Genomic DNA, 22283 nt, shown 5'->3' on the forward strand with positions numbered 1-22283 from the left:
TGATTTTATTAGATATTTCCAGAGCTCATAAAATCAAGAAAAACGTGCATAAGTTTTTTCAGCATAAAAAAACCGGTCCTTGTGACCGGTTTTTTATGCACAGCGGCAAAGTCGAATTTTTCAGTCTTCCAGCAGCGGCAGTTGCAGGCTGAAAGTGCTGCCTTTACCCACCACGCTTTCGCAACGGATGCGCCCACCGTGGCGCTCCACCACGGCTTTGACCATGGTCAGTCCCAATCCTAATCCCTCGCTGCCCTGGGCTGAATCGAAGCGACGGTATTGACTGAACAGTTCCGGCAAGTCCTGTTCGGCAATCCCTGGACCTTGGTCACTGATGCGACATTCCAACCAGCCTTGCGCACTGCTGTGCCTCAACCTCACGGTCGTACCGGAGGACGAATACTTGATGGCGTTCTCAAGCACGTTGAACAACGCACGAGTAAGCAGTGACTGGTCAGCCGAGACCATCCCCTCATCGGCTTCATCCAGGTCGTGAACCAGATGGATCCCCTTCAGTTGGGCGATCACTGCGACTTGATCAAAGGCATCCATTACCAACATGGCGAACAACGTTGGCTGGAACTGGTAACCGTCAGCTTCGGCTTTCGCCAGCTGCACGAAGGATTCGGTGAGGCTCAAGGCGCGACGAACTTGTTGTTCGATCTGAGCGAAAACCGGTGACTCGCCGTTATGCACATCCAGCAGCGCGAGGATTGCCGAATGCGGTGCGCGCAGGTCGTGGGAGAGGAACCGCAACATGGTCTCGCGGTGTTGCTGGGCTTCGCGTTCTTTACTCAAGTCCGTCAGGCTAAGCAGCCATCCAAGTGCAACATCGCCCTCGGCCGGTAGCAACGGCGCAAGCTCCATCCGCAGGCTGCGCTGGTGGATATCCCGGAACTCGACGAGCTCCAGCATTGGGAGGGCAGGGCGGACGCCATTGTGCAGCGGCGGGTAGCCGAGATCTGCCAGTTGCTCCAACAGGTTTTCATTGACCAGGACACTACCGAACACTTCCCGGGCAATGCGGTTGGCCAGCAGGATATTGCCCTTGGGATCGGTAATCAGCGTCGCTACCGGCAAACACTCCAGACCATCGGACATGAAGCGTCGTGTGTCGCGAGTGCGGCTTACGGCTTGTTCCAGGGCAAAGATACGCGCCTGTAATACGTCGCCTTTGCTGGCGGGCGCACGGCGGCGCTCGGGCAATACTTTGGGTTCGTTATCAAGGCGTGTGAGTTCCCAGCCGAAATAGGCGATGATCACGCTGAGACGACGCCAGTTCCAGATCAGGTAGCTGAGCAACAAGCCGATCAAACAGGCAGCGGGCGACCACCAATGGCCGAGGCGCAACAATGCCCAGGAACCCAGCAGTGAGGTGGCCATGCAGCCCAGGGTCATCCAGAGCGCATAGCGCGGTCGGTAGAGCAGAAGGCCCAGCAGCAACGCCACCAGGGAGGTCGCCATCAGCGCCGCGAGCCAGGACGGCAGATCAACGATGCTGCGGCCTTGCAGCAAGCCATTCAGCACGTTGGCCTGGATCTCCACGCCCGCCGTGTTGCCCACCGTGGAGGAGAGTGGCGTGACGAACCGATCGCCCATCCCGGAAGCCGTCGAGCCGACAAGGATCAGGCGATTGCGCAGCTGCTCAGGAGGTACTTCACCGCGCAGGACACTGACATAGGACACACTGGGAAAACGCGCATGTGACGCGATAAACGGGATACGAATTGCATGTTCACGATGCCAGTGTTGGGTGATCGACCGCTGAGGTTCACCCGGCATCTCTGACAACTCGCCGCTCATCTCGTAGGCCAGCCAGGCCAGTTGCGGCGCCGTGGCATCGGGTGGGCCTTCACGCATATACAACCTGCGGACTACGCCATCACTGTCCGCCTCCACATTGATATGGCCCAAGCCCTTGGCACATTTGAGCAACGGCAGCATCTGCGCGCCGGGTTGGCTGTAGCTCGCCGTACCCTCTCGCACCAGCGGCAACAAGACATTGCCGGCGTTGCAGACCGACTCGGCCAGGCGCTTATCCTGTGTGGGATCGCCGGGTTCACTGAAGATCACATCGAACAGAATACCCATGGGCTGGGCGGCACTCAGGCGGTCGATCAGATCCGCGTGCAGGCTTCGCGGCCAGGGCCATTGGCCGAGCTTTTTCAGGCTGGGATCATTGATGGTCACCAGTAGGATACGCGGGTCGACCGGCAGGGGAGTGAGACGGCGCAGGCTGTCGTACAACGGGTTATTCAGAGCCAGGCCTGGGCTCAATGAGAGGTAAGCGGTGAAGGGCAGCAGCAGCAAACCAATCCATAACCACTCACGCACCAAGCCATGGAACAGGCGTTGAGCATGGGTAGGTTGACGTTTCTCGGTCTTGTGCCAGAGCATCATTGGTTATGTGCCTGAGGGGTGGGCGGGTAGTAAAAGATGTCATAGACCCCGGTTTCTCCCTCCAGGCCGTTTTCATCGTATGCCGACAGGCGCACGTGATAAAACGAGGCTTTGAGCCCAGTGAAGCTCATTTTCGGCACGCTGGAATAATTTTCCTGCTTGATGTTCAGAAAGGCTTTATCGGTGGCGACCTGGGCACGGTATCGCTGGGCACCGGGTAAAGACCGAAGGTACAAACTCCAGACGGGAGCGTCGCCTTTCTGACCGTCCTGCCCAACAAGCTTCGGTGCGGCGAGCAGTTTCTTGGGTTTCAGTTCACCCTGTGTCTTGAAAAGCAGACCTTGCCGGGCGCCCACTTTTACCTCGTTTTCCACTGTCTTGGTTTTCATCTCGCGCTTGACTGCTACCTGGCCTTCCAACACCTCAAGCACCGATTGCTCCGCATCATTGCGCACCCGAAAGTGCGTACCTCGCACGCCCAGTACCCCCACCGGCGTGACGATCTGAAAGCGGTCGTGGTCACTGGCGCGCTTGATCACATAGGCCTCGGCTTGGCCCTGTTCAAGCACGACCTGGGGAATCGACAGCTTTTCATCCAGATGCAATCGCACTTGGGAGCTGGCGGGCAACACCACCCGGGAACCATCGCCGAGCATCAGGCTGACAAACGCCGTCGCCGACGTCTTTACGCCTTCCTGTTCATCAATGGTCATGCCTTCAAGCAAAGGGCTCGCGTTGCCCTTGGAATCGAGCTTCCAGGCGCCCCCGGTGAGGTGCAGCACGACTGCAGGCAACGGCTGGGCGCGGCACAGTTGGTTGTCATCAATGTAAGGCGAGCGAATCTTGGCGGCAGCATCCACAGAACCGACCGCCATGATCAACAATGAGGGGAGGGCGAGGCGCAAGCAGTTGGGGGAAAGAATCATGGTGCTCATCATGCTTGGGATTCCAGAGGGCATCTGACATCAGCACACGCAAGTTTACGACAGCGCATGCGTCGGCTGATCCTTTTCCTTACGGTCGGGAGCCGGTATCTTTCCCCATCGGATTAAAGACTTTCAATGGGTTAATCGCTCATTGATGTCAGCGTACCGAGAGATCCAAGGGGTCGACGAATCTGAGCACAATTATTCAGATTCAAAGACCAGCATCTGCGCTGTATGTGCCTGTAAATAAACCGGCCAACGGCTGCTGTACTCTTCAAGAAGAAAGGACCCACCCATGCGTGTCGCAATACTGGATGACGAGCCCGCGGAATTGCGACGGGTGGAACAGACACTGCGACAGATCCCCAGTACCGCCGAACAGCCCTGGACCCTGCATTGCTTCGAACGCGGTGAAGACCTGTTACGCCAACTGCGTCGGGAAACCTTCGACCTGTTGATACTCGACTGGCACCTGCCGGACATCACCGGTATCGCGTTGCTGCGCTGGACCCGTGAACACATGGAGTCGCCACCAGCGGTAATCATGCTCACCAGCCGTGATGCCGAGAGCGATATCGTCACCGCACTGAACAGTGGCGCCGATGATTACGTCAGCAAACCCTTTCGTCCCAATGAGTTGAAAGCACGGGTCACCGCGGTTCTACGTCGCCACGGCCTGCAGAAGTCAGCAACTCACGAAGTACAGAGCTTTAATGACCTGACCTTTGACGATGCTGAACTGACCGTGACGCGCGCGGGTAAACCGATCAACCTCACCGAACGTGAGTATCGTCTGGCTAGCTGCTTGTTTGCCAACCTGGCGCGGCCACTGTCCCGAGAGTATCTCTACGAGCGGTTCTGGACCCATGAAGAAATGGTCTCGTCGCGGCCGCTCGATACCCATATCTATCGGCTGCGCAACAAGCTGGGGTTGACCGCAGACCGAGGTTGGCAGTTGCTGACGATCTACGGGTATGGGTATCGGTTGGAGAGTGTGGCAGCGGTATCTCAAGACTGAAAATGATGGTGTTCCACGTGGAGCATTTGGAAAGTCACCAATCTGCACTCAATAAAAAAGGCCAACGCTAAGCGTTGGCCTTTTTTGTGTTTGCGATTATCTGAATCAGAAGTCCAGGTTAGAAACCGCCAACGCGTTGCTCTCGATGAAGTCACGACGAGGTTCGACCGCATCACCCATCAGGGTGTTGAAGATCTGGTCTGCGCCAATGGCGTCTTCGATGGTCACACGCAGCATACGACGCTGGGAGGGGTCCATGGTGGTTTCCCACAGCTGATCGGGGTTCATCTCGCCCAAACCTTTGTATCGCTGGATGGTGTGGCGCTTGGTGCTTTCAGCCATCAGCCAGTCAAGGGCTTCCTTGAATTCCTTGACCTGCTTCTTGCGTTCGCCACGCTGAATATAAGCGCCGTCATCCAGCAGAGTGCTCAACTGCGCGCCCAGGGTAACCACTGTCTTGTAGTCATTGCTGCCGAAGAAGTCGCGGTTGAAAGTGACGTAGTTGGAAAGGCCGTGGGAGATCAACTCGACCTCCGGCAGCCACACGTTACGTTCACGGTCTTCACGCAGGCTGGCTTTGTACACCAGGCCAGACTTCTCGACGGTGCGCAGGCGCACTTCGTACTGGGCCAGCCAATCCTGCATGTGCGCATGATCGCCCAACTGTTCCAAGCTCACGGCTGGCAGGTAGATGAAGTGCTCGGTCAGCTCCTGAGGGTACAGGCGCGACAAACGCTTGAGGGTCTTCATCACCATGCGGAAGTCGTTAACCAGACGCTCCAACCCCTCACCGGAGATGCCCGGCGCTTCGTCGTTCAAGTGCAAGCTGGCGTCTTCCAGAGCCGACTGCGTCATGTACTCTTCCATGGCGTCGTCGTCTTTAATGTATTGCTCTTGCTTGCCCTTTTTCACTTTGTACAACGGCGGTTGGGCGATGTAGATGTAACCACGCTCGATCAACTCCGGCAACTGACGGAAGAAGAAGGTCAGTAGCAAGGTACGGATGTGCGAACCGTCGACGTCAGCATCGGTCATGATGATGATGTTGTGATAGCGCAGCTTGTCGATGTTGTACTCGTCACGGCCAATACCGCAGCCCAACGCCGTGATCAAGGTGCCGACTTCCTGAGAGGAAATCATCTTGTCGAAGCGAGCCTTCTCGACGTTGAGGATCTTACCCTTCAACGGCAGGATGGCCTGGGTACGGCGGTTACGACCCTGCTTGGCGGAGCCGCCAGCAGAGTCACCTTCCACCAGATACAGTTCGGAGAGGGCAGGGTCTTTCTCCTGGCAGTCAGCCAGTTTGCCCGGCAGGCCGGCGATATCCAGCGCACCTTTACGACGGGTCATCTCACGGGCTTTACGCGCGGCTTCACGGGCGCGTGCAGCATCGATCATCTTGCCGACAACCAGCTTGGCTTCGTTCGGGTTTTCCAGCAGGAAGTCGGAAAAGTACTTACCCATCTCCTGTTCCACTGCGGTCTTCACTTCTGAAGACACCAGCTTGTCTTTAGTCTGGGAACTGAACTTAGGATCTGGCACTTTCACCGAAATGATCGCCGTCAGGCCTTCGCGAGCATCGTCACCGGTAGTGGCGACTTTATGCTTCTTGGCCAAACCTTCGGCTTCGATATAGGTGTTGAGGTTACGCGTCAGTGCGGACCGGAAACCCACCAGGTGAGTACCACCGTCGCGCTGAGGAATGTTATTGGTGAAGCACAACAGGTTCTCGTTGAAGCTGTCGTTCCACTGCAGGGCGATTTCCACGCCGATGCCGTCTTCACGCTGGATGTTGAAGTGGAACACCTGGTTGACCGCAGTCTTGTTGGTGTTCAGGTATTCAACGAACGCACGCAGACCGCCTTCGTATTTGAACAGCTCTTCCTTGCCGCTGCGCTCGTCCTTGAGGACGATACCCACACCCGAGTTAAGGAAGGACAGTTCGCGAATACGCTTGGCCAGGATGTCCCAGCTGAAGTGGATATTCTTGAAGGTTTCGTCAGACGGTTTGAAGTGAATCTGCGTACCGGTAGTTTCGCTGTCACCGACAATTTTCATCGGTTCTTTTGGAACACCGTGCACGTAGGTCTGTTCCCAGATCTTGCCGCTACGGCGAACAGTCAGGATCAGCTCTTCGGACAGCGCGTTCACGACTGACACACCTACGCCGTGCAAACCACCGGAGACTTTATAGGAGTTATCGTCAAACTTACCGCCGGCGTGGAGCACAGTCATGATGACCTCTGCCGCCGAAACGCCTTCTTCTTTGTGCACATCTACCGGAATGCCGCGACCGTTGTCGCGCACGGTAATAGACTCATCCGGGTGGATGATGATGCTGATGTCGTCGCAGTGACCGGCCAGAGCTTCGTCGATGGAGTTGTCGACCACCTCGAACACCATGTGGTGCAGACCGCTACCGTCATCAGTGTCGCCAATGTACATACCGGGACGTTTGCGTACGGCATCCAAACCTTTCAGCACTTTAATGCTGGTCGAGTCGTACGTGTTTTCTTCGCTCATGCCTTCACTCCCGATGGTCGTGGGTCTGGGTGATACGGCCTTGTTCCACGTGGAACAAAGCGACTGGCGTTTCCGTCTGCCAGCCTTCCCTCAATAATTCGTGGTCTACACAGGTGATAAACACCTGGCAGCGTAATTCTTCCAACAAGCGGCATAACGCGCGGCGATGTTGCTCGTCGAGTTCGGACGGCAAGTCATCCACCAGATAAATACACTGACCGCGCCGGGCCTGGCTAACCAAATGGCCCTGGGCGATTCGCAGTGCACACACCACCAACTTTTGCTGACCACGGGACAAAATGTCCGCAGCATTGTGAGCGCCTAATCTAAGACGCAAGTCAGCCCGTTGGGGTCCAGCCTGGGTATGGCCAATTTGCTGATCCCGCTGCAAGGACGTCGCGAGCACAGCACTCAGCTCACGCTCTTTGTCCCAACCACGGTAGTAACTCAACGTCAGGCCCTCGAGGTCCAACAACTCACTCAAGGTCTGCTCAAAGACTGGTTTCAAGGCTTTGATATAGGCACGGCGGTATTCATCTATTTCGTCGCTGGCCAGGCACAGTTCCCGGTCCCAGGCCGCTTGCGAAGCGGCGTCAAGTGTACCATGCCGCAGCCATGAGTTCCGCTGCCGCAGGGCCTTCTGCAGGCGCTGCCAAGTGGCCATGAAACGCGGTTCCACGTGGAACACTCCCCAATCGAGGAATTGCCTACGGATTTTCGGCGCGCCTTCCAACAGACGAAAGCTGTCAGGGTTGATCAGTTGCAGTGGCAGGATTTGCGCCAACTGCGCAGCACTGCGAGCATTTTGCCCATCAATGCGAATCTGGAACTCTCCGCCGCGATCACGGGATATCCCAAGACTGCTGTGCCCCCCCTCAGCCAATTCGACCTGGCCAAACACCGTGCACGCCAATTGTTCATACTGGATGACCGGTAATAGGCGGGCACTGCGAAAGGAACGGGCAAGCCCCAACAAGTGAATGGCTTCCAGCACGCTGGTTTTGCCACTGCCATTGGCGCCGTGGAGGATATTGATGCGGGGAGAAGGGGAGAAGGTCACCGGGTGCAGATTGCGCACCGCGGTGACCGAGACGCGACTGAGGGACATCTAGCTTCTGCTGAGCATGATTACAGGCGCATCGGCATGACAACGTAAGCCGAGTCGTCGTTATCGGATTCCTGCACCAGGGCGCTGCTGTTGGAGTCCGACAAGATCAGGCGAACCTGCTCGGTAGTCATCACACCCAGCACATCCAACAGGTAGCTCACGTTGAAGCCAATTTCCAGCGAACCGCCGTTGTAGTCGACGCCCACTTCTTCTTCCGCTTCTTCCTGCTCTGGGTTGTTGGCCTGGATTTTCAGCTGACCATTGGCCAGTTGCAGACGAATACCACGGTACTTTTCGTTGGAAAGAATCGCGGTGCGGCTGAAGGCTTCACGCAGGGCCTGACGGTCACCGATCACCAGCTTGTCGCCACCTTTGGGCAGCACGCGCTCGTAGTCCGGGAATTTGCCGTCGACCAGTTTGGAAGTGAAGGTGAACTCGCCTGTGGTCGCGCGAATATGGTGCTGGCCCAGCACGATGCTGACATTACCTTCCGGCTCAGTGAGCAGGCGCGCCAGTTCGAGGATACCTTTACGCGGCACGATCACCTGGTGACGGTCTGGCTGACCGATATCGGCGCGCATCGAGCACATCGCCAGGCGGTGACCGTCGGTCGCTACGGCGCGGATGATGCCTTCAGACACTTCCAGCAGCATGCCGTTGAGGTAGTAACGCACATCCTGCTGCGCCATGGCGAAACTGGTGCGCTCGATCAAGCGACGCAGTTTGCTCTGCTCCAGGCTGCAGGTTAGCGAACCAGGGCCTTCTTCTACGGTCGGGAAATCATTGGCTGGCAAAGTAGACAGGGTGAAACGGCTACGACCCGCTTTGACCACCAACTTCGCGTCATCAACCTTGATGTCGATCAGCGCATCGTTCGGCAGGCTTTTGCAGATATCCATCAGCTTGCGCGCAGGCACAGTGATCTCGCCAGGTTCGGCAGGCTCTTCCAGCTGCACACGACCGACCAGCTCGACTTCCAGGTCGGTACCGGTCAGGGACAACTGCTGGCCTTCGACGACCAACAATACGTTGGAAAGCACCGGCAAGGTCTGTCGGCGCTCGACGACGCCTGCGACCAGTTGCAGGGGTTTCAACAGGGCTTCGCGTTGAATGGTGAAATGCATGGTCTAGTCCCTTGCCTTAATAAGCTGCGCTGGTGTCATCAAGTTGTCAGTGTACGCAGCAGGTTCTTGTAGTCCTCGCGAATATCCGCGTCGGATTCCTTAAGTTCATTGATCTTGCGGCATGCGTGCAAGACCGTCGTGTGGTCACGCCCGCCAAACACATCACCGATTTCCGGCAGGCTGTGGTTGGTCAGCTCCTTGGAGAGCGCCATGGCCACCTGACGGGGACGCGCTACCGAACGCGAACGGCGCTTGGACAGCAGGTCGGAAATCTTGATCTTGTAGTACTCGGCCACAGTGCGTTGGATGTTATCCACACTCACCAGTTTGTCCTGCAGTGCCAACAAGTCTTTGAGGGATTCGCGAATCAGCTCGATGGTGATGTCGCGACCCATGAAGTGCGAGTGCGCGATAACCCGCTTGAGCGCGCCTTCCAGCTCACGTACGTTGGAACGAATGCGTTGGGCGATGAAGAACGCCGCGTCGTGCGGCAAGTCGACCTTGGCCTGGTCGGCCTTTTTCATCAGGATCGCGACACGGGTTTCCAGTTCCGGCGGCTCTACAGCTACGGTCAGGCCCCAGCCAAAGCGCGACTTCAGGCGTTCTTCCAGGCCTTCGATTTCTTTCGGATAACGGTCACTGGTCAAGATGACCTGTTGGCCGCCTTCTAGCAGGGCGTTGAAGGTGTGGAAAAACTCTTCCTGGGAACGTTCCTTGCGGGCGAAGAACTGAATGTCATCGATCAGCAAGGCATCAACCGAACGGTAGAACCGCTTGAATTCGTTGATGGCATTGAGCTGCAAGGCCTTGACCATGTCAGCCACGAAGCGCTCCGAGTGCAGGTACACGACCTTGGCATTCGGGTTCTTCTTTAATAGGTGGTTACCCACAGCGTGCATCAAGTGAGTCTTACCCAAGCCAACGCCGCCATAAAGGAAGAGCGGGTTGTAGCCGTGCTTGGGGTTATCGGCTACCTGCCAGGCAGCTGCACGAGCTAGTTGGTTGGATTTACCCTCAACGAAGTTCTCGAAGGTAAACGTGCGGTTCAGGTAACTCGTATGCTTGAGCGCACCTTCGACCTGCACGGTGCGCTGTTCAGCGCGAACCGGTGCTTGCTGAGAGGCGGCACCGGCCATAGGGTCAAAACTGTCACGGGACGGCTCTTCATGCTGTGCTGCATTCTTTTGCGCAGAGGACTTGGAGGCTGTCGGCGCAGGTGCACTGGGGGCCGGTGCAGCAGCGGCCTGAGCGTGCGACGCAGCAGCGGCCAACGGCGCATTCGGCGCAGCACGAGGTGCGGAGCTACGTTTGCTGCCTATTAATAAGGAAAGCACAGGCGCAACGCCATTACCCTGTTCGTCGAGCAATTCGAGAACGCGGCTCAGGTACTTCTCGTTGACCCAGTCGAGGACAAAACGATTGGGCGCGTAGACACGCAACTCGTCGCCTTCGGCTTCGACCTGTAGCGGACGGATCCAGGTGTTGAATTGCTGGGCAGGCAGCTCATCGCGCAAAAGCTCCACGCACTGCTGCCAAAGTTCCACTGACACGGATATCCCCTAAGTTGAAAGCCGGTGAGGCAAAAACAGCCGCCATTGTAGCGGCGAGCCGCCCACTTATCCACATGTAGGTTGATCAGAGGCCAGCCAAAATCAACGTCTTAACGGTAAAAAAGTCGACCAATGGTCTGTGCATAAGCTCTGTGGATAAGCGTACCTAAGGTCGTTGTACAAGTGGGGGCTAAAGTCTGTGGGTAACTGGCCTGTGGATAACAAGCCATTCCACACACAGCTTATCCGACAGCGCAGCACAGGCAGAGCACCGTTTCTCCCCCGTGTTGTCATTCTCTGTACATCACGTGGAATATGGGCTAAAGGTACTTATCCACAGAGGATGGCCTGCCTAGCTTTTATAAGCTTTACAGAAAAGCTTTAAATAACTTCCTTCTTTATTTTTATATCTATGCCACTGCCCTTGAAGGCCAAGCAGACAGAAAAGGCCAAATGGCGCCTAGAGATCTAATTGAAGGAAAAGCTGGTTGGAAATTGACCTAGAGGCTTGCTTTCTCTAGAATCGCCGGTCTCTTAAAACGGGGGCCATTCCGGCCCGTTGTGGACGAACCAGGTAACAACGCCATGAAACGTACTTTCCAACCAAGCACCATCAAACGCGCCCGCACTCACGGCTTCCGTGCTCGCATGGCTACCAAGAACGGCCGTGCTGTCCTGTCGCGTCGTCGCGCCAAAGGTCGTGCGCGTCTGGCAGTTTGATAATCCGGTACTGGTGGTGAGTCAGGACTTCAGTCGGGAAAAGCGTTTGCTGACCCCCCGGCATTTCAAGGCAGTCTTTGACTCCCCCACCGGCAAGGTTCCGGGGAAAAATCTCCTGCTCCTTGCGCGTAACAACGATCTTGATCACCCCCGTCTTGGGTTGGTGATCGGCAAGAAGAGCGTAAAGCTCTCCGTTGAGCGCAATCGCCTCAAGCGTCTGATGCGCGAATCGTTTCGCCTCCACCAGGACACTCTGGTTGGTTGGGATATTGTTATCGTCGCGCGCAAAGGCTTGGGGGACGTAGAAAACCCCGAATTGATTCAGCATTTCGACAAGCTCTGGAAACGTTTGGCGCGTACCCACAAGCCAGTACCAGAAGTCAGCACCGAAACTGTAGGGGTAGACAGCCTTGATGCGTAAACTGGCAATCGTTCCGATCCAGTTTTATCGCTATGCCATTAGTCCTCTGATGGCCAGCCACTGTCGTTTCTACCCCAGTTGTTCCTGCTACGCGTTAGAGGCCATAGAAAATCATGGTCTTCTGCGCGGTGGCTGGCTGACCTTTCGTCGTTTAGGTCGCTGTCATCCGTGGAATCCCGGTGGTTATGACCCGGTTCCATCTATCCCTACCTCCCGTTCTTCTTCGATGGCCGAGTAATCATGGATATTAAACGCACGATCCTGATCGTCGCCCTGGCAATCGTGTCCTACGTCATGGTTCTTAAGTGGAACCAGGACTACGGCCAAGCTGCCCTGCCGACTCAGAATGTTGCTGCCAATGCTGTTCCTGCGGGGCTTCCCGACACAGTAAGTGGCAACAAAACTGCCGCCAGTGACGACATTCCACGTGCACCGGGCGAGACAAACGCACCTGCCGAAGTTCCAGTTGCCGCCAGCACGGACCTCATCCAGATCAAGACGGATGTATTGGACCTGGCTATCGACCCGCAAGGTGGCGATGTTGCCAAGCTGACGCTTCCGCTGTATCCGCGCCGTCAGGATCACCCGGAAATTCCATTCCAGCTGTTCGATAACGGTGGCGAGCGTGTTTACCTGGCTCAAAGTGGCCTGATCGGCACGAACGGTCCCGATGCAAGCGCTACCGGTCGTCCGGTTTTCTCTTCGGAGAAGAAGAGTTACCAACTGGCCGACGGCCAGGACCAACTGGTTGTTGACTTGAAGTTCAGCAAGGACGGTGTCAACTACATCAAGCGGTTCACCCTCAAACGTGGACTGTACGACGTTGTCGTCACCTATTTGATCGACAATCAGAGCGCTCAGCCATGGACCGGCGCGATGTTTGCGCAGCTCAAGCGTGATGCCAGCTCCGATCCGTCTTCCAGCACCGCCACTGGCACCGCGACTTACCTGGGCGCTGCCCTGTGGACAAGTTCGGAGCCGTACAAAAAAGTGTCGATGAAAGATATCGACAAGGTCAACGAAGACAAACAAAAGGCGCCGATCACCTATAACGTGAATGGCGGCTGGGTTGCTTGGTTGCAACACTACTTTGTGACCGCTTGGATTCCTCAGCCTGGCCAGAACAATGTGGTTGCGGCTCGCAAGGACACCAAAGGTAATTACATCATTGGCTACACTGGCCCGGCATTGACCGTTGCTCCAGGTGCCAAGGCAGAAACCAGCGCTACCCTGTACGCCGGTCCTAAAAGTCAGGCTGTACTGAAAGAGTTGTCCCCAGGTCTCGAACTGACTGTGGATTACGGCTTCCTGTGGTTCATTGCCCAGCCGATTTTCTGGCTGCTGCAACATATCCACAGCATCGTCGGTAACTGGGGCTGGTCGATTATCTTCCTGACCATGCTGATCAAAGGGATCTTCTTCCCTCTGTCGGCAGCCAGCTACAAGTCGATGGCGCGCATGCGTGCCGTGGCTCCGAAACTGGCGGCACTGAAAGAGCAACATGGCGATGACCGGCAGAAAATGTCGCAGGCCATGATGGAGCTGTACAAGAAAGAGAAGATCAACCCGCTGGGTGGATGCTTGCCGATTCTGGTACAGATGCCGGTATTCCTGTCGCTTTACTGGGTACTCCTAGAAAGCGTGGAAATGCGCCAAGCACCGTTCATGCTGTGGATAACTGACCTGTCGATCAAAGACCCGTTCTTTATCCTGCCGATCATCATGGGCGCAACCATGTTTATCCAGCAGCGTCTGAACCCGACTCCGCCGGACCCGATGCAGGCCAAGGTAATGAAAATGATGCCAATCATCTTCACCTTCTTCTTCCTGTGGTTCCCAGCGGGTCTGGTGCTGTACTGGGTAGTCAACAACGTGTTGTCGATCTCTCAACAGTGGTACATCACACGTAAAATCGAAGCGGCTACCAAAAAAGCCGAGGCGTAATTTACTCTGTGGATAACCACTCAAGACGCCCCCTAGTGGGGCGTTTTGCTTTCCGTCACTTTTGTTCTGGAACCTGCTGATGAGCGCTCCTCGTGAAACCATCGCTGCTGTCGCTACCGCTCAAGGTCGCGGTGGTGTCGGTATCGTTCGAATTTCCGGGCCGCTCGCGGGCTTGGCAGCGAAGGCCATCAGCGGTCGTGAGTTGAAGCCGCGCTATGCGCATTACGGCGCGTTCCTGGATGCTGACGAAAGCGTATTGGACGAAGGCCTGGCAATTTATTTCCCGGGCCCAAATTCCTTCACCGGCGAAGACGTCCTCGAGTTGCAGGGCCATGGCGGCCCCGTCGTGTTGGATATGTTGTTGCAGCGCTGCCTGCAATTGGGCTGCCGATTGGCCCGCCCAGGAGAATTCAGCGAACGCGCGTTTTTGAACGACAAGCTCGACCTGGCTCAGGCCGAAGCGATCGCTGACTTAATCGAAGCCAGTTCTGCACAAGCGGCGCGCAATGCATTGCGCTCGCTGCAGGGGGCGTTTTCCCTGCGTGTGCATCACTTGACCGAGCAATTGATCAGCCTGCGTATCTACGTCGAGGCGGCGATTGATTTTCCCGAGGAAGAAATTGACTTTCTTGCCGATGGCCACGTATTGGCGATGCTGGATAAGGTTCGCGACGAGTTATCCACAGTGCTGCGCGAAGCCGGGCAGGGCGCTTTGTTGCGTGATGGAATGACGGTAGTGATCGCTGGACGGCCCAATGCGGGCAAATCCAGCCTGCTCAACGCACTGGCGGGACGTGAAGCAGCCATCGTCACTGAGATCGCCGGCACGACCCGGGATATCCTGCGCGAACATATCCACATCGACGGCATGCCACTGCACGTGGTTGACACTGCGGGTTTGCGCGATACCGATGACCAGGTCGAAAAGATCGGCGTGGAACGCGCCCTTAAGGCCATCAGCGAAGCGGATCGGGTGTTGCTGGTGGTGGATGCGACGGCGCCCGAAGCTGTGGATCCTTTCGCCCTATGGCCGGAATTCCTCGAGCAACGCCCAGACCCGGCCAAGGTCACGTTGATTCGCAACAAAGCCGATTTGACGGGTGAAGCCATAGCGATGGAAACCAGCGCGGATGGCCATGTCACTATCAGCCTCAGCGCAAAGTCAGCAGGTGATGGCTTGGAATTGCTGCGTAATCACCTCAAGGCCTGCATGGGCTACGAGCAGACCTCGGAAAGCAGCTTCAGTGCGCGCCGCAGGCACCTGGAGGCGTTGCGCCACGCGAGCGCAGCCTTGGAACACGGTCGGGCACAATTAACCCTGGCGGGCGCAGGGGAGTTGCTGGCTGAGGATTTACGTCAGGCGCAGCAGCTGTTGGGGGAAATCACCGGCGCATTCAGTTCCGATGATTTGTTGGGCCGGATCTTCTCCAGTTTCTGCATCGGTAAATAACCGAGTTATCCACAACCTTACCAAGTGTAAGACACCGTACCGAGCAAGGTACGGATGTCCCCCCAATAGCAACGCCCTGCATCGTTGCAACCAGACACATATTCCTTGTCGAACAGGTTCTTGGCGTTTAAATCGACTGACCAGTTTTTGTCGATTTGATAGCCAACTGCAGCGTCTACGAGCGTCACGCTGCCGGCATCCAGTTTTCCGTAAAGGCTGGGTGCCGTGTAGGAAAACGTACTGTCGAAGTAGCGCACGCCACCCCCCAGGGACAGACCTTTGAGTTGATTGTCGAGGAAGCGATACTTGCCCCAAATCGACGCTTGGTTACGTGGCACGCCAGTCATCTGGTGCCCCTCAACCAGAGAGGTGGCCGAATCCTTGGTAATCCGCGCGTCAGTGTAGGTGTAGGCAGCAGTCACATTCAGGTTAGGCCTGATGGCGCTGTTCACTTCAACTTCCACGCCCTTGGCCTGGCTTTCGCCGACTTGGCGATAGCTGTTGGTGGTGGCATCGAGGTAAGTGTCGTCCTGCTTGCGCAAGTCATACACCGAAACCGTCATCGCCGTATCCCATCCGATCGGCTCGTATTTCACGCCCACTTCGTATTGGCTGCTGGTGATCGGTTTTAACGGTGAACCCGCGTTGGAAATCTGCTGCACCGGGACGAACGCAGTGGAGTAGCTGACATAGGGCGTCAGCCCATTGTCGAACTGGTACATCACCCCACCCTGGTAGGTGAACTTGCGGTCCTCGGAGCCTGTGTTGCTGGCCTTGCTCACCTTGTCGCGAAAATCGCTGTCGACCCAGTCCTGACGGCCGCCGAGCAAGAATAACCAGTGGTCATACTTGCTCTGGATCTGTGCATAAACCCCTTTCATCTGTTGTTCGAGCAAGGTGTTTTGCACAGCCACAGGGGTCAGCGGGTCTCGCAGGTACACCGGGTTATACACATTGATGGTCCCGGCAAAGCCCGCGTCCCAGTCCTGGTTGAACGAGGTGCGGTCATAGCTCGCGCCGAACAGCACGGTATTTTCCAGCTCGCCGACCTGGAATTTGCCTTCCAGTTGGTTATCCAGGGAGTAGACCATCGACTTGTTGTAGCGGTCGTAGGCGGTCATGTTCAGTTGAGTGCCGAAGCCACGGTTATTCAACGCACCAGGCCAGGTTTCATGACGGTTTATGCGCGACTGCATATAACGCGAATTCTGGCGGAACTGCCAATCGTTGTTGAAGCTGTGGCTGAATTCGTAGCCAGTACTCCAGGATTCGCGTTCAAAGGTGTTCCAGTCCGTGTTACCGAGCATGGTGTGCTTGGACAGCTTGCCATTGGGGTTTGTAAGCAAGGTACCTGCGGCTGGTAGGCCAAGTTCGAGGTTGGTGTGGTCCTTTTGGTAATTCGCCAACAGGGTGAGGGTGTTGTAGTCGTCGAAATTAAGGGTCAGGGAAGGCGCAATGTAGAGTCGATCGTCCGGGACGTGATCGGTCTGTGTATCGGACTTGCGGCCAAGCATCACCACCCGTCCAAGAATGTTGTCGCTGTCATTGAGAGGGCCAGAGATATCCACACCCACTTGGCGTCGGTTATTTGAGCCGTAACCCAGTTGCACCTCACCTTGCGGCGTGGCGGTCGGGTGTTTACTGACCAGGTTCACCAAGCCACCTGGTGCGTTTTCACCGTAGAGCAGAGAAGACGGGCCGCGGAATACTTCGACTCGTTCTAGGCCGTAAGGCTCGCTAGTGGTGTCGTACCGGTTGCCTTGTACGCGTAGGCCGTCTCGCAGTAGGCCGTAGCCGTAATCCGTGGCGTTGAAACCGCGGATGAAGAACAGGTCACCTGCCAAGCCATCGCCGGCCGCAAAAGGGGGGGCGAAGATGCCAGGCACATAGCCCAATACTTCAGTCAGCGTCTGCGACTTCTGGTCCTTGATGCGTTGGCCGGTGACAACCGAAACCGAACGCGGTGTTTCTGACAAAGGCGTGCTGGTCTTGGTGCCGATACGACTGTTTTGCGCCTTGTAGCCCACGTCACCGGCGATCTCCTGATTGAAACCAGCCTGTTGATAAGTGCTTACCGTGGTGGGCGCCAGTGTGAGTTCACCAGCAGGTATGGCCTGCAGGACATAACTGCCGGGCGCCTGGACTACCGCCTGCAATCCTGAGTTTTGCAGCAGCAGCGCAAAGCCTTGATCCACCGAATAGTCACCTTCCAACCCCGGCGTGTTCAAACGCGTGGTTTGCTGGGGCGAAAAAGACAGAATCACATTCGCCCTGGCTGCAAATTGGCTCAAGGCATTATCCAGCGGGCCTGCCGCAATAGCGTAGTGTTGCACCGCGCTGGCAGCCATGGCGCCGGTTGATAGCAAAACACCGGCCGTGGCTGCAGTACTGAGCAGTAGGCTGCCGGTCAAACTGTGGTAGGAGAGCCGCTGGCGAAACTTGGTAGGGAGGCGCATAGGTGGGTTAGCCCTGAAGGTTGCGTCGTGATTACCTGAAGGGCCGCGCCAGGCAAAAAAAAGATAACCCCCTTACGGATAATTTTTCCAGTCAGCCGATTCGCTTCACCGAAACCCAATAGCGAGTGAAATACTTCACTTTGATCGGCAAGGTCGCTTGCAGATTGGCCAGTACCGCTTCCGTTGAATCCAGGCGAAAAGTACCGGAAACGCGCAGACGTGCCGAAGCCAGGTCGCATTGCAATACGCCGGGTCGATAACGCGCGAGCTCGTCGAGTACATCCCCGAGCCGAGCATCCAATACGATCAACTGGCCATCCACCCAGGCAGCCTGGGAGCCGCGATACGCAGTGTTTGGCCCTACGTTTTGGCGATCTAAGTCAGCGCTTTCACCTGCTCCGAGCAAGCGGCCGTGACTGGGCTGGTCACCTGGCGACACGCTCACGCGATCCTCTAGCACTCCGACACGTGTGGTGTCCGAGAGTTGGCGCACGGTAAATCGGGTACCTAATGCCTGGACTCGCCCTTGGCGGGTTTCGACATAAAAGGGCGTGTGCCCACCGAATTTTCCCGTGTGGATAAGTACTTCACCTTCGCGCAGGCGGATCAAACGTTGACGCCCGTCGAACACCACATCAATCGACGTGCCGGTGTTGAGATCAAGCCGCGTGCCATCGGCCAATTCGATACGCCGGCGTTCACCCACGGAGGTCCTGTAGTCGGCCAATACATCGCCCAGAGACGTGTGTTGCTGAACATTCCAGCCCAAGTACCCGGTACCGCCCAACACCAACATCCACTTCAGTACCTGGCGACGTTGCTGCGTGGTCGACAATGCACGGCGGGTTAAATCCTGGGGCAGGGCGCCAAGACTGCGCTGTAACTGTTCTATCTGGTTCCAGGCCGCCTGATGGGCCGGATCATCGTTGAGCCATTGCTGCCAGGCCAGGCGTTCTGCGGGTGTAGCCGGTTGGGATTGAAATTGCACATACCAACTGGCTGCGGACTCGAAGGTCTTGCGATCGGGAATAGCCATTACAAGCTGGCCATGATCAGCGAACACTCAGTCAATGCCCGGATCATGTGCTTCTTCACTGTCGTCAGTGACACCTGCAGTTGATTGGCGATCTGTTGATAAGTCAGCCCCTCGATCTGCGACAACATGAAAATCCGCCGCGCCCGCTCGCCGAGTCTGAACAGGGCTTTATCCACCGCCACCAGCGTCTCGATGATGATGGCCTTGTCTTCTTCACTGATGGCGGTGGCTTCAGGCCGTTCAGCCAGTGTTTGTCTGTAGGCCTGTTCGATGGCGTGCCGGCGATAACGATCAATCACTAGGCCCCTGGCGATGGTCGCCAGATAGTCCCGTGGTTCAACGATCTGCGACGCATGCCGTCCGCCTAGTATCCGCACGAACGTATCGTGCGCCACATCGGCCGCATCGCACGCGTTATGCAACTTCCCTTTGAGCCACCCGTGCAACCAGGAATGGTGCTGCTCATAGATGTGCTGGACTGCAACCGTGTGTGAAGAAGGGGACATAGGGCATGACGAAGTAGGTTAATGATAATCGCTATTATTAACTGCTCTACGGTGTTCTCACAATAGATCTCTACTTTCTGCGCTTACCAACGAATTTGAGGATTGGGTTGGCCTCCATGTGGGCGAAATTCACACTGTTGCTCCGATTTCTGTGGATTAAGCCCTGTGAATAACCGCCCTTGTGCCCAGTTGATAACAGGGCCTGAAACCTGAGTAAAAACTTGCCTGTGGATAACCACCTGTTTAATCCACAGGCTTAAGCCGCTTATCCAAGGGCCTCACTGGCACATGACCACAGACTTTTGAATCTCTGTACACACTGTAAATAAAGGCTTATAGAGATCTATCCACAGAAAAGGTGCTCAGTAGAAATAAACATAAAAACAAAGATTTAATAAATCTCTCTCTTTTAATTTCTATTGTCTGTGATTCATCCACAGCTGGTTAAATTTTGTGCAAAGGGTTCTTTAGCAAGGGCTAAGTCCCTATACTTGCCGGCATTGCTCCAATCTCTTTCAACAGACAATTCCTGATTACCTACATAAGCAGGCACGAGGTGCGTGGTGGATTTCCCTTCCCGTTTTGAAGTGATCGTCATCGGCGGCGGTCATGCCGGTACCGAGGCAGCACTGGCGTCAGCACGCATGGGTGTCAAAACCCTGTTGTTGACGCATAACGTGGAAACCCTCGGCGCCATGAGCTGTAACCCCGCCATTGGTGGGATCGGTAAAAGCCATCTGGTCAAGGAAATCGACGCCCTTGGGGGCGTGATGGCCATGGCTACTGACAAAGGTGGCATTCAATTTCGCGTGCTCAACAGCCGCAAAGGCCCGGCCGTACGCGCTACCCGGGCTCAAGCCGACCGCATCCTGTACAAGGCCGCGGTACGCGAAACCCTGGAAAACCAGCCGAACCTGTGGATATTTCAGCAGGCAGCGGATGACCTGATCGTCGAGCAAGACCAGGTACGCGGTGTTGTCACGCAGATGGGCCTGCGTTTTCACGCAGAATCCGTGGTGTTGACCACCGGTACGTTCCTCGGCGGACTTATCCACATCGGTATGCAGAACTATTCCGGCGGCCGTGCGGGTGACCCACCCTCGATCGCCCTGGCTAAACGCCTGCGTGAATTGCCGCTGCGCGTCGGCCGTTTGAAAACCGGGACACCGCCGCGTATCGACGGGCGTTCAGTGGATTTCTCGGTGATGACCGAGCAAGCCGGCGATACACCGATCCCTGTCATGTCGTTCATGGGCTCCAAAGAACAGCACCCCAAACAGGTCAGCTGCTGGATCACCCACACCAACGCGCGCACCCACGAAATCATCGCGGCGAACCTCGACCGTTCGCCGATGTATTCCGGGGTGATCGAAGGCATCGGCCCGCGTTATTGCCCGTCGATTGAAGACAAGATCCACCGCTTTGCCGACAAGGAAAGCCACCAGGTCTTCATCGAGCCCGAAGGCTTGACCACCCACGAGCTTTACCCGAACGGGATTTCCACTTCACTGCCGTTCGACGTACAGATCCAGATCGTGCAGTCGATTCGCGGTATGGAAAACGCACACATCGTGCGTCCGGGCTACGCCATCGAGTACGACTACTTCGACCCGCGTGACCTGAAGTACAGCCTGGAAACCAAAGTCATCGGCGGTTTGTTTTTCGCCGGGCAAATCAACGGCACCACCGGTTACGAAGAAGCCGGCGCCCAAGGTTTGCTGGCCGGGACAAACGCGGCACTGCGCGCGCAAGGCAAAGACAGCTGGTGCCCGCGCCGCGATGAGGCGTACATCGGCGTATTGGTCGACGACCTGATTACCCTGGGTACCCAGGAGCCGTACCGAATGTTCACTTCCCGGGCGGAATACCGATTGATCCTGCGCGAAGACAACGCCGACCTGCGCCTGACCGAAAAAGGCCGTGAGCTAGGCCTGGTCGATGATGCACGCTGGGAAGCTTTCTGCAAAAAACGCGAAAGCATTACGCTTGAAGAGCAGCGCCTGAAAAGCACTTGGGTTCGCCCGGGCACCGAGCAGGGCGACGCGATCGCCGAAAAATTCGGCACGCCGCTGACCCACGAATACAACTTGCTGAACCTGCTATCGCGCCCGGAAATCGACTACACAGGCTTGGTCGAAGTGACTGGCCAAGGCGCGGAAGACCCGCAGGTTGCCGAGCAGGTCGAAATAAAGACCAAATACGCCGGTTACATTGACCGCCAGCAGGACGAGATCGCTCGGTTGCGCGCCAGTGAAAACACCAAGCTGCCTGTGGATATCGACTACACCGGGATTTCCGGGCTGTCGAAAGAAATTCAAAGCAAGCTGGGGATAACTCGGCCAGAAACCTTGGGGCAGGCGTCACGTATCCCCGGTGTCACCCCGGCAGCCATTTCGCTGTTGATGATTCATTTGAAAAAACGCGGCGCGGGCCGTCAGTTGGAGCAAAGCGCTTGAGTTCGTCTGTTACCTCGCAACACGCCGAAGAGTTATCCACAGGGGCGCTCCAGTTGGGCGTCGACCTGACCCCGGCCCAGCACGAATTGCTGCTGGGCTACCTTGCCCTGTTGATCAAGTGGAACAAAGCTTACAACCTGACTGCCGTGCGTGATCCTGATGAAATGGTGTCGCGTCACTTGCTCGATAGCTTGAGCGTGATGCCATTCATCGAAAACGGTCGCTGGTTGGACGTGGGCAGTGGCGGCGGCATGCCTGGCATCCCGCTAGCCATCCTGTTTCCTGAGTCGCAAGTGACTTGTCTTGACAGCAACGGCAAGAAAACCCGCTTCCTGACCCAAGTCAAACTTGAACTCAAACTGGACAACCTGCAGGTTATCCACAGCCGCGTCGAAGACTTCACGCCTGAGCGGCCCTTCAACGGAATTGTTTCCAGGGCGTTCAGCAGCATGGAGAACTTCAGTAACTGGACCCGCCACCTTGGCGACCGTGACACGCGCTGGCTGGCAATGAAGGGCGTTCATCCCAGCGACGAGCTGTTAGCATTGCCGGCAGACTTCCACCTCGATGGCGAACACGCCTTGGCCGTACCCGGTTGCCAAGGCCAACGCCATCTGCTGATACTGCGCCGCACGGCATGATTGG

17 protein-coding genes are annotated in these 22283 nt (G+C 56.4%); 8 read left to right on the plus strand and 9 right to left on the minus strand.

Features of this window, described 5'->3' with window-relative positions; translation table 11 throughout:
• Nucleotides 1–120: 120 nt before the first annotated feature.
• Together AACY08_RS17215 and AACY08_RS17220 are read right to left on the minus strand one after the other, a co-directional pair.
• Complete coding sequence (locus AACY08_RS17215) at nt 121–2400, minus strand: CHASE2 domain-containing protein (protein WP_339470539.1); 2280 nt, start codon at nt 2398–2400, stop codon at nt 121–123.
• Entirely contained in the window at nt 2397–3338 is a 942-nt protein-coding gene (locus AACY08_RS17220) for a FecR family protein (RefSeq protein ID WP_445261450.1), read from the minus strand. Before AACY08_RS17220 ends, AACY08_RS17215 begins: the two co-directional genes overlap by 4 nt.
• A gap of 283 nt (nt 3339–3621) precedes the next feature.
• Here AACY08_RS17220 and AACY08_RS17225 point away from each other — a divergent pair, with 283 nt between their 5' ends.
• Nucleotides 3622–4344, plus strand: coding sequence for a response regulator transcription factor (locus AACY08_RS17225; RefSeq protein ID WP_339470541.1), 723 nt, complete (start codon nt 3622–3624; stop codon nt 4342–4344).
• Between the two features lie 105 nt (nt 4345–4449).
• Here the strand turns inward: AACY08_RS17225 and gyrB are convergent, their stop codons facing one another.
• From gyrB to dnaA, 4 genes are read right to left on the minus strand one after another with little or no spacing between them, the layout of a single operon-like run.
• Nucleotides 4450–6867, minus strand: a complete 2418-nt coding sequence (gene gyrB / locus AACY08_RS17230) for a DNA topoisomerase (ATP-hydrolyzing) subunit B (RefSeq protein WP_339470543.1) — start codon at nt 6865–6867, stop codon at nt 4450–4452.
• 4 nt (nt 6868–6871) lie between these two features.
• Nucleotides 6872–7975 carry a DNA replication/repair protein RecF gene (recF, locus tag AACY08_RS17235; RefSeq protein WP_339470544.1) on the minus strand — a complete coding sequence of 368 codons (1104 nt, stop codon included), beginning with the start codon at nt 7973–7975 and terminating at the stop codon, nt 6872–6874.
• 20 nt (nt 7976–7995) lie between these two features.
• On the minus strand, nt 7996–9099 hold the full coding sequence (gene dnaN, locus AACY08_RS17240; protein ID WP_049710809.1) for a DNA polymerase III subunit beta: 1104 nt from the start codon (nt 9097–9099) through the stop codon (nt 7996–7998).
• 38 nt (nt 9100–9137) lie between these two features.
• Nucleotides 9138–10649, minus strand: coding sequence for a chromosomal replication initiator protein DnaA (dnaA, locus tag AACY08_RS17245; RefSeq protein WP_339418519.1), 1512 nt, complete (start codon nt 10647–10649; stop codon nt 9138–9140).
• A 585-nt stretch (nt 10650–11234) separates the two neighbouring features.
• Here dnaA and rpmH point away from each other — a divergent pair.
• From rpmH to mnmE, 5 genes are all read left to right on the plus strand, one after another.
• Nucleotides 11235–11369 (plus strand): 50S ribosomal protein L34, encoded by a 135-nt coding sequence (rpmH, locus tag AACY08_RS17250; RefSeq protein ID WP_003213577.1) that lies wholly within the window; start codon nt 11235–11237, stop codon nt 11367–11369.
• A gap of 16 nt (nt 11370–11385) precedes the next feature.
• Nucleotides 11386–11790, plus strand: a complete 405-nt coding sequence (rnpA, locus tag AACY08_RS17255; RefSeq protein WP_339470605.1) for a ribonuclease P protein component — start codon at nt 11386–11388, stop codon at nt 11788–11790.
• Nucleotides 11783–12028: a membrane protein insertion efficiency factor YidD gene (gene yidD / locus AACY08_RS17260; protein ID WP_083207160.1), complete on the plus strand. Its 246-nt coding sequence runs from the start codon at nt 11783–11785 to the stop codon at nt 12026–12028. Before rnpA ends, yidD begins: the two co-directional genes overlap by 8 nt.
• Before the next feature lie 2 nt (nt 12029–12030).
• On the plus strand, nt 12031–13734 hold the full coding sequence (gene yidC, locus AACY08_RS17265) for a membrane protein insertase YidC (RefSeq protein ID WP_339418520.1): 1704 nt from the start codon (nt 12031–12033) through the stop codon (nt 13732–13734).
• A gap of 79 nt (nt 13735–13813) precedes the next feature.
• A complete protein-coding gene (mnmE, locus tag AACY08_RS17270) occupies nt 13814–15184 on the plus strand; it encodes a tRNA uridine-5-carboxymethylaminomethyl(34) synthesis GTPase MnmE (RefSeq protein ID WP_339470545.1) in 1371 nt (456 codons plus the stop codon).
• Between the two features lie 17 nt (nt 15185–15201).
• Here the strand turns inward: mnmE and AACY08_RS17275 are convergent, their stop codons facing one another.
• The 3 genes from AACY08_RS17275 to AACY08_RS17285 all read right to left on the minus strand — a co-directional run bounded on the left by AACY08_RS17275 (nt 15202) and on the right by AACY08_RS17285 (nt 19182).
• On the minus strand, nt 15202–17640 hold the full coding sequence (locus AACY08_RS17275; RefSeq protein WP_339470547.1) for a TonB-dependent siderophore receptor: 2439 nt from the start codon (nt 17638–17640) through the stop codon (nt 15202–15204).
• A gap of 91 nt (nt 17641–17731) precedes the next feature.
• Entirely contained in the window at nt 17732–18676 is a 945-nt protein-coding gene (locus tag AACY08_RS17280) for a FecR domain-containing protein (protein ID WP_339470548.1), read from the minus strand.
• Nucleotides 18676–19182, minus strand: a complete 507-nt coding sequence (locus AACY08_RS17285) for a sigma-70 family RNA polymerase sigma factor (protein WP_339470550.1) — start codon at nt 19180–19182, stop codon at nt 18676–18678. The genes AACY08_RS17280 and AACY08_RS17285 overlap by 1 nt, the downstream gene beginning before the upstream one ends.
• 563 nt (nt 19183–19745) lie before the next feature.
• On the opposite strand from AACY08_RS17285, the gene mnmG reads away from it, so the two are divergent.
• Nucleotides 19746–21638, plus strand: a complete 1893-nt coding sequence (mnmG, locus tag AACY08_RS17290; RefSeq protein ID WP_339470551.1) for a tRNA uridine-5-carboxymethylaminomethyl(34) synthesis enzyme MnmG — start codon at nt 19746–19748, stop codon at nt 21636–21638.
• Nucleotides 21635–22279 carry a 16S rRNA (guanine(527)-N(7))-methyltransferase RsmG gene (gene rsmG, locus AACY08_RS17295; RefSeq protein ID WP_339470552.1) on the plus strand — a complete coding sequence of 215 codons (645 nt, stop codon included), beginning with the start codon at nt 21635–21637 and terminating at the stop codon, nt 22277–22279. Before mnmG ends, rsmG begins: the two co-directional genes overlap by 4 nt.
• Nucleotides 22280–22283: the final 4 nt, after the last annotated feature.

The organism is Pseudomonas sp. EL_65y_Pfl1_R83 (assembly GCF_963970695.1).
Taxonomy (GTDB): domain Bacteria; phylum Pseudomonadota; class Gammaproteobacteria; order Pseudomonadales; family Pseudomonadaceae; genus Aquipseudomonas; species Aquipseudomonas tritici.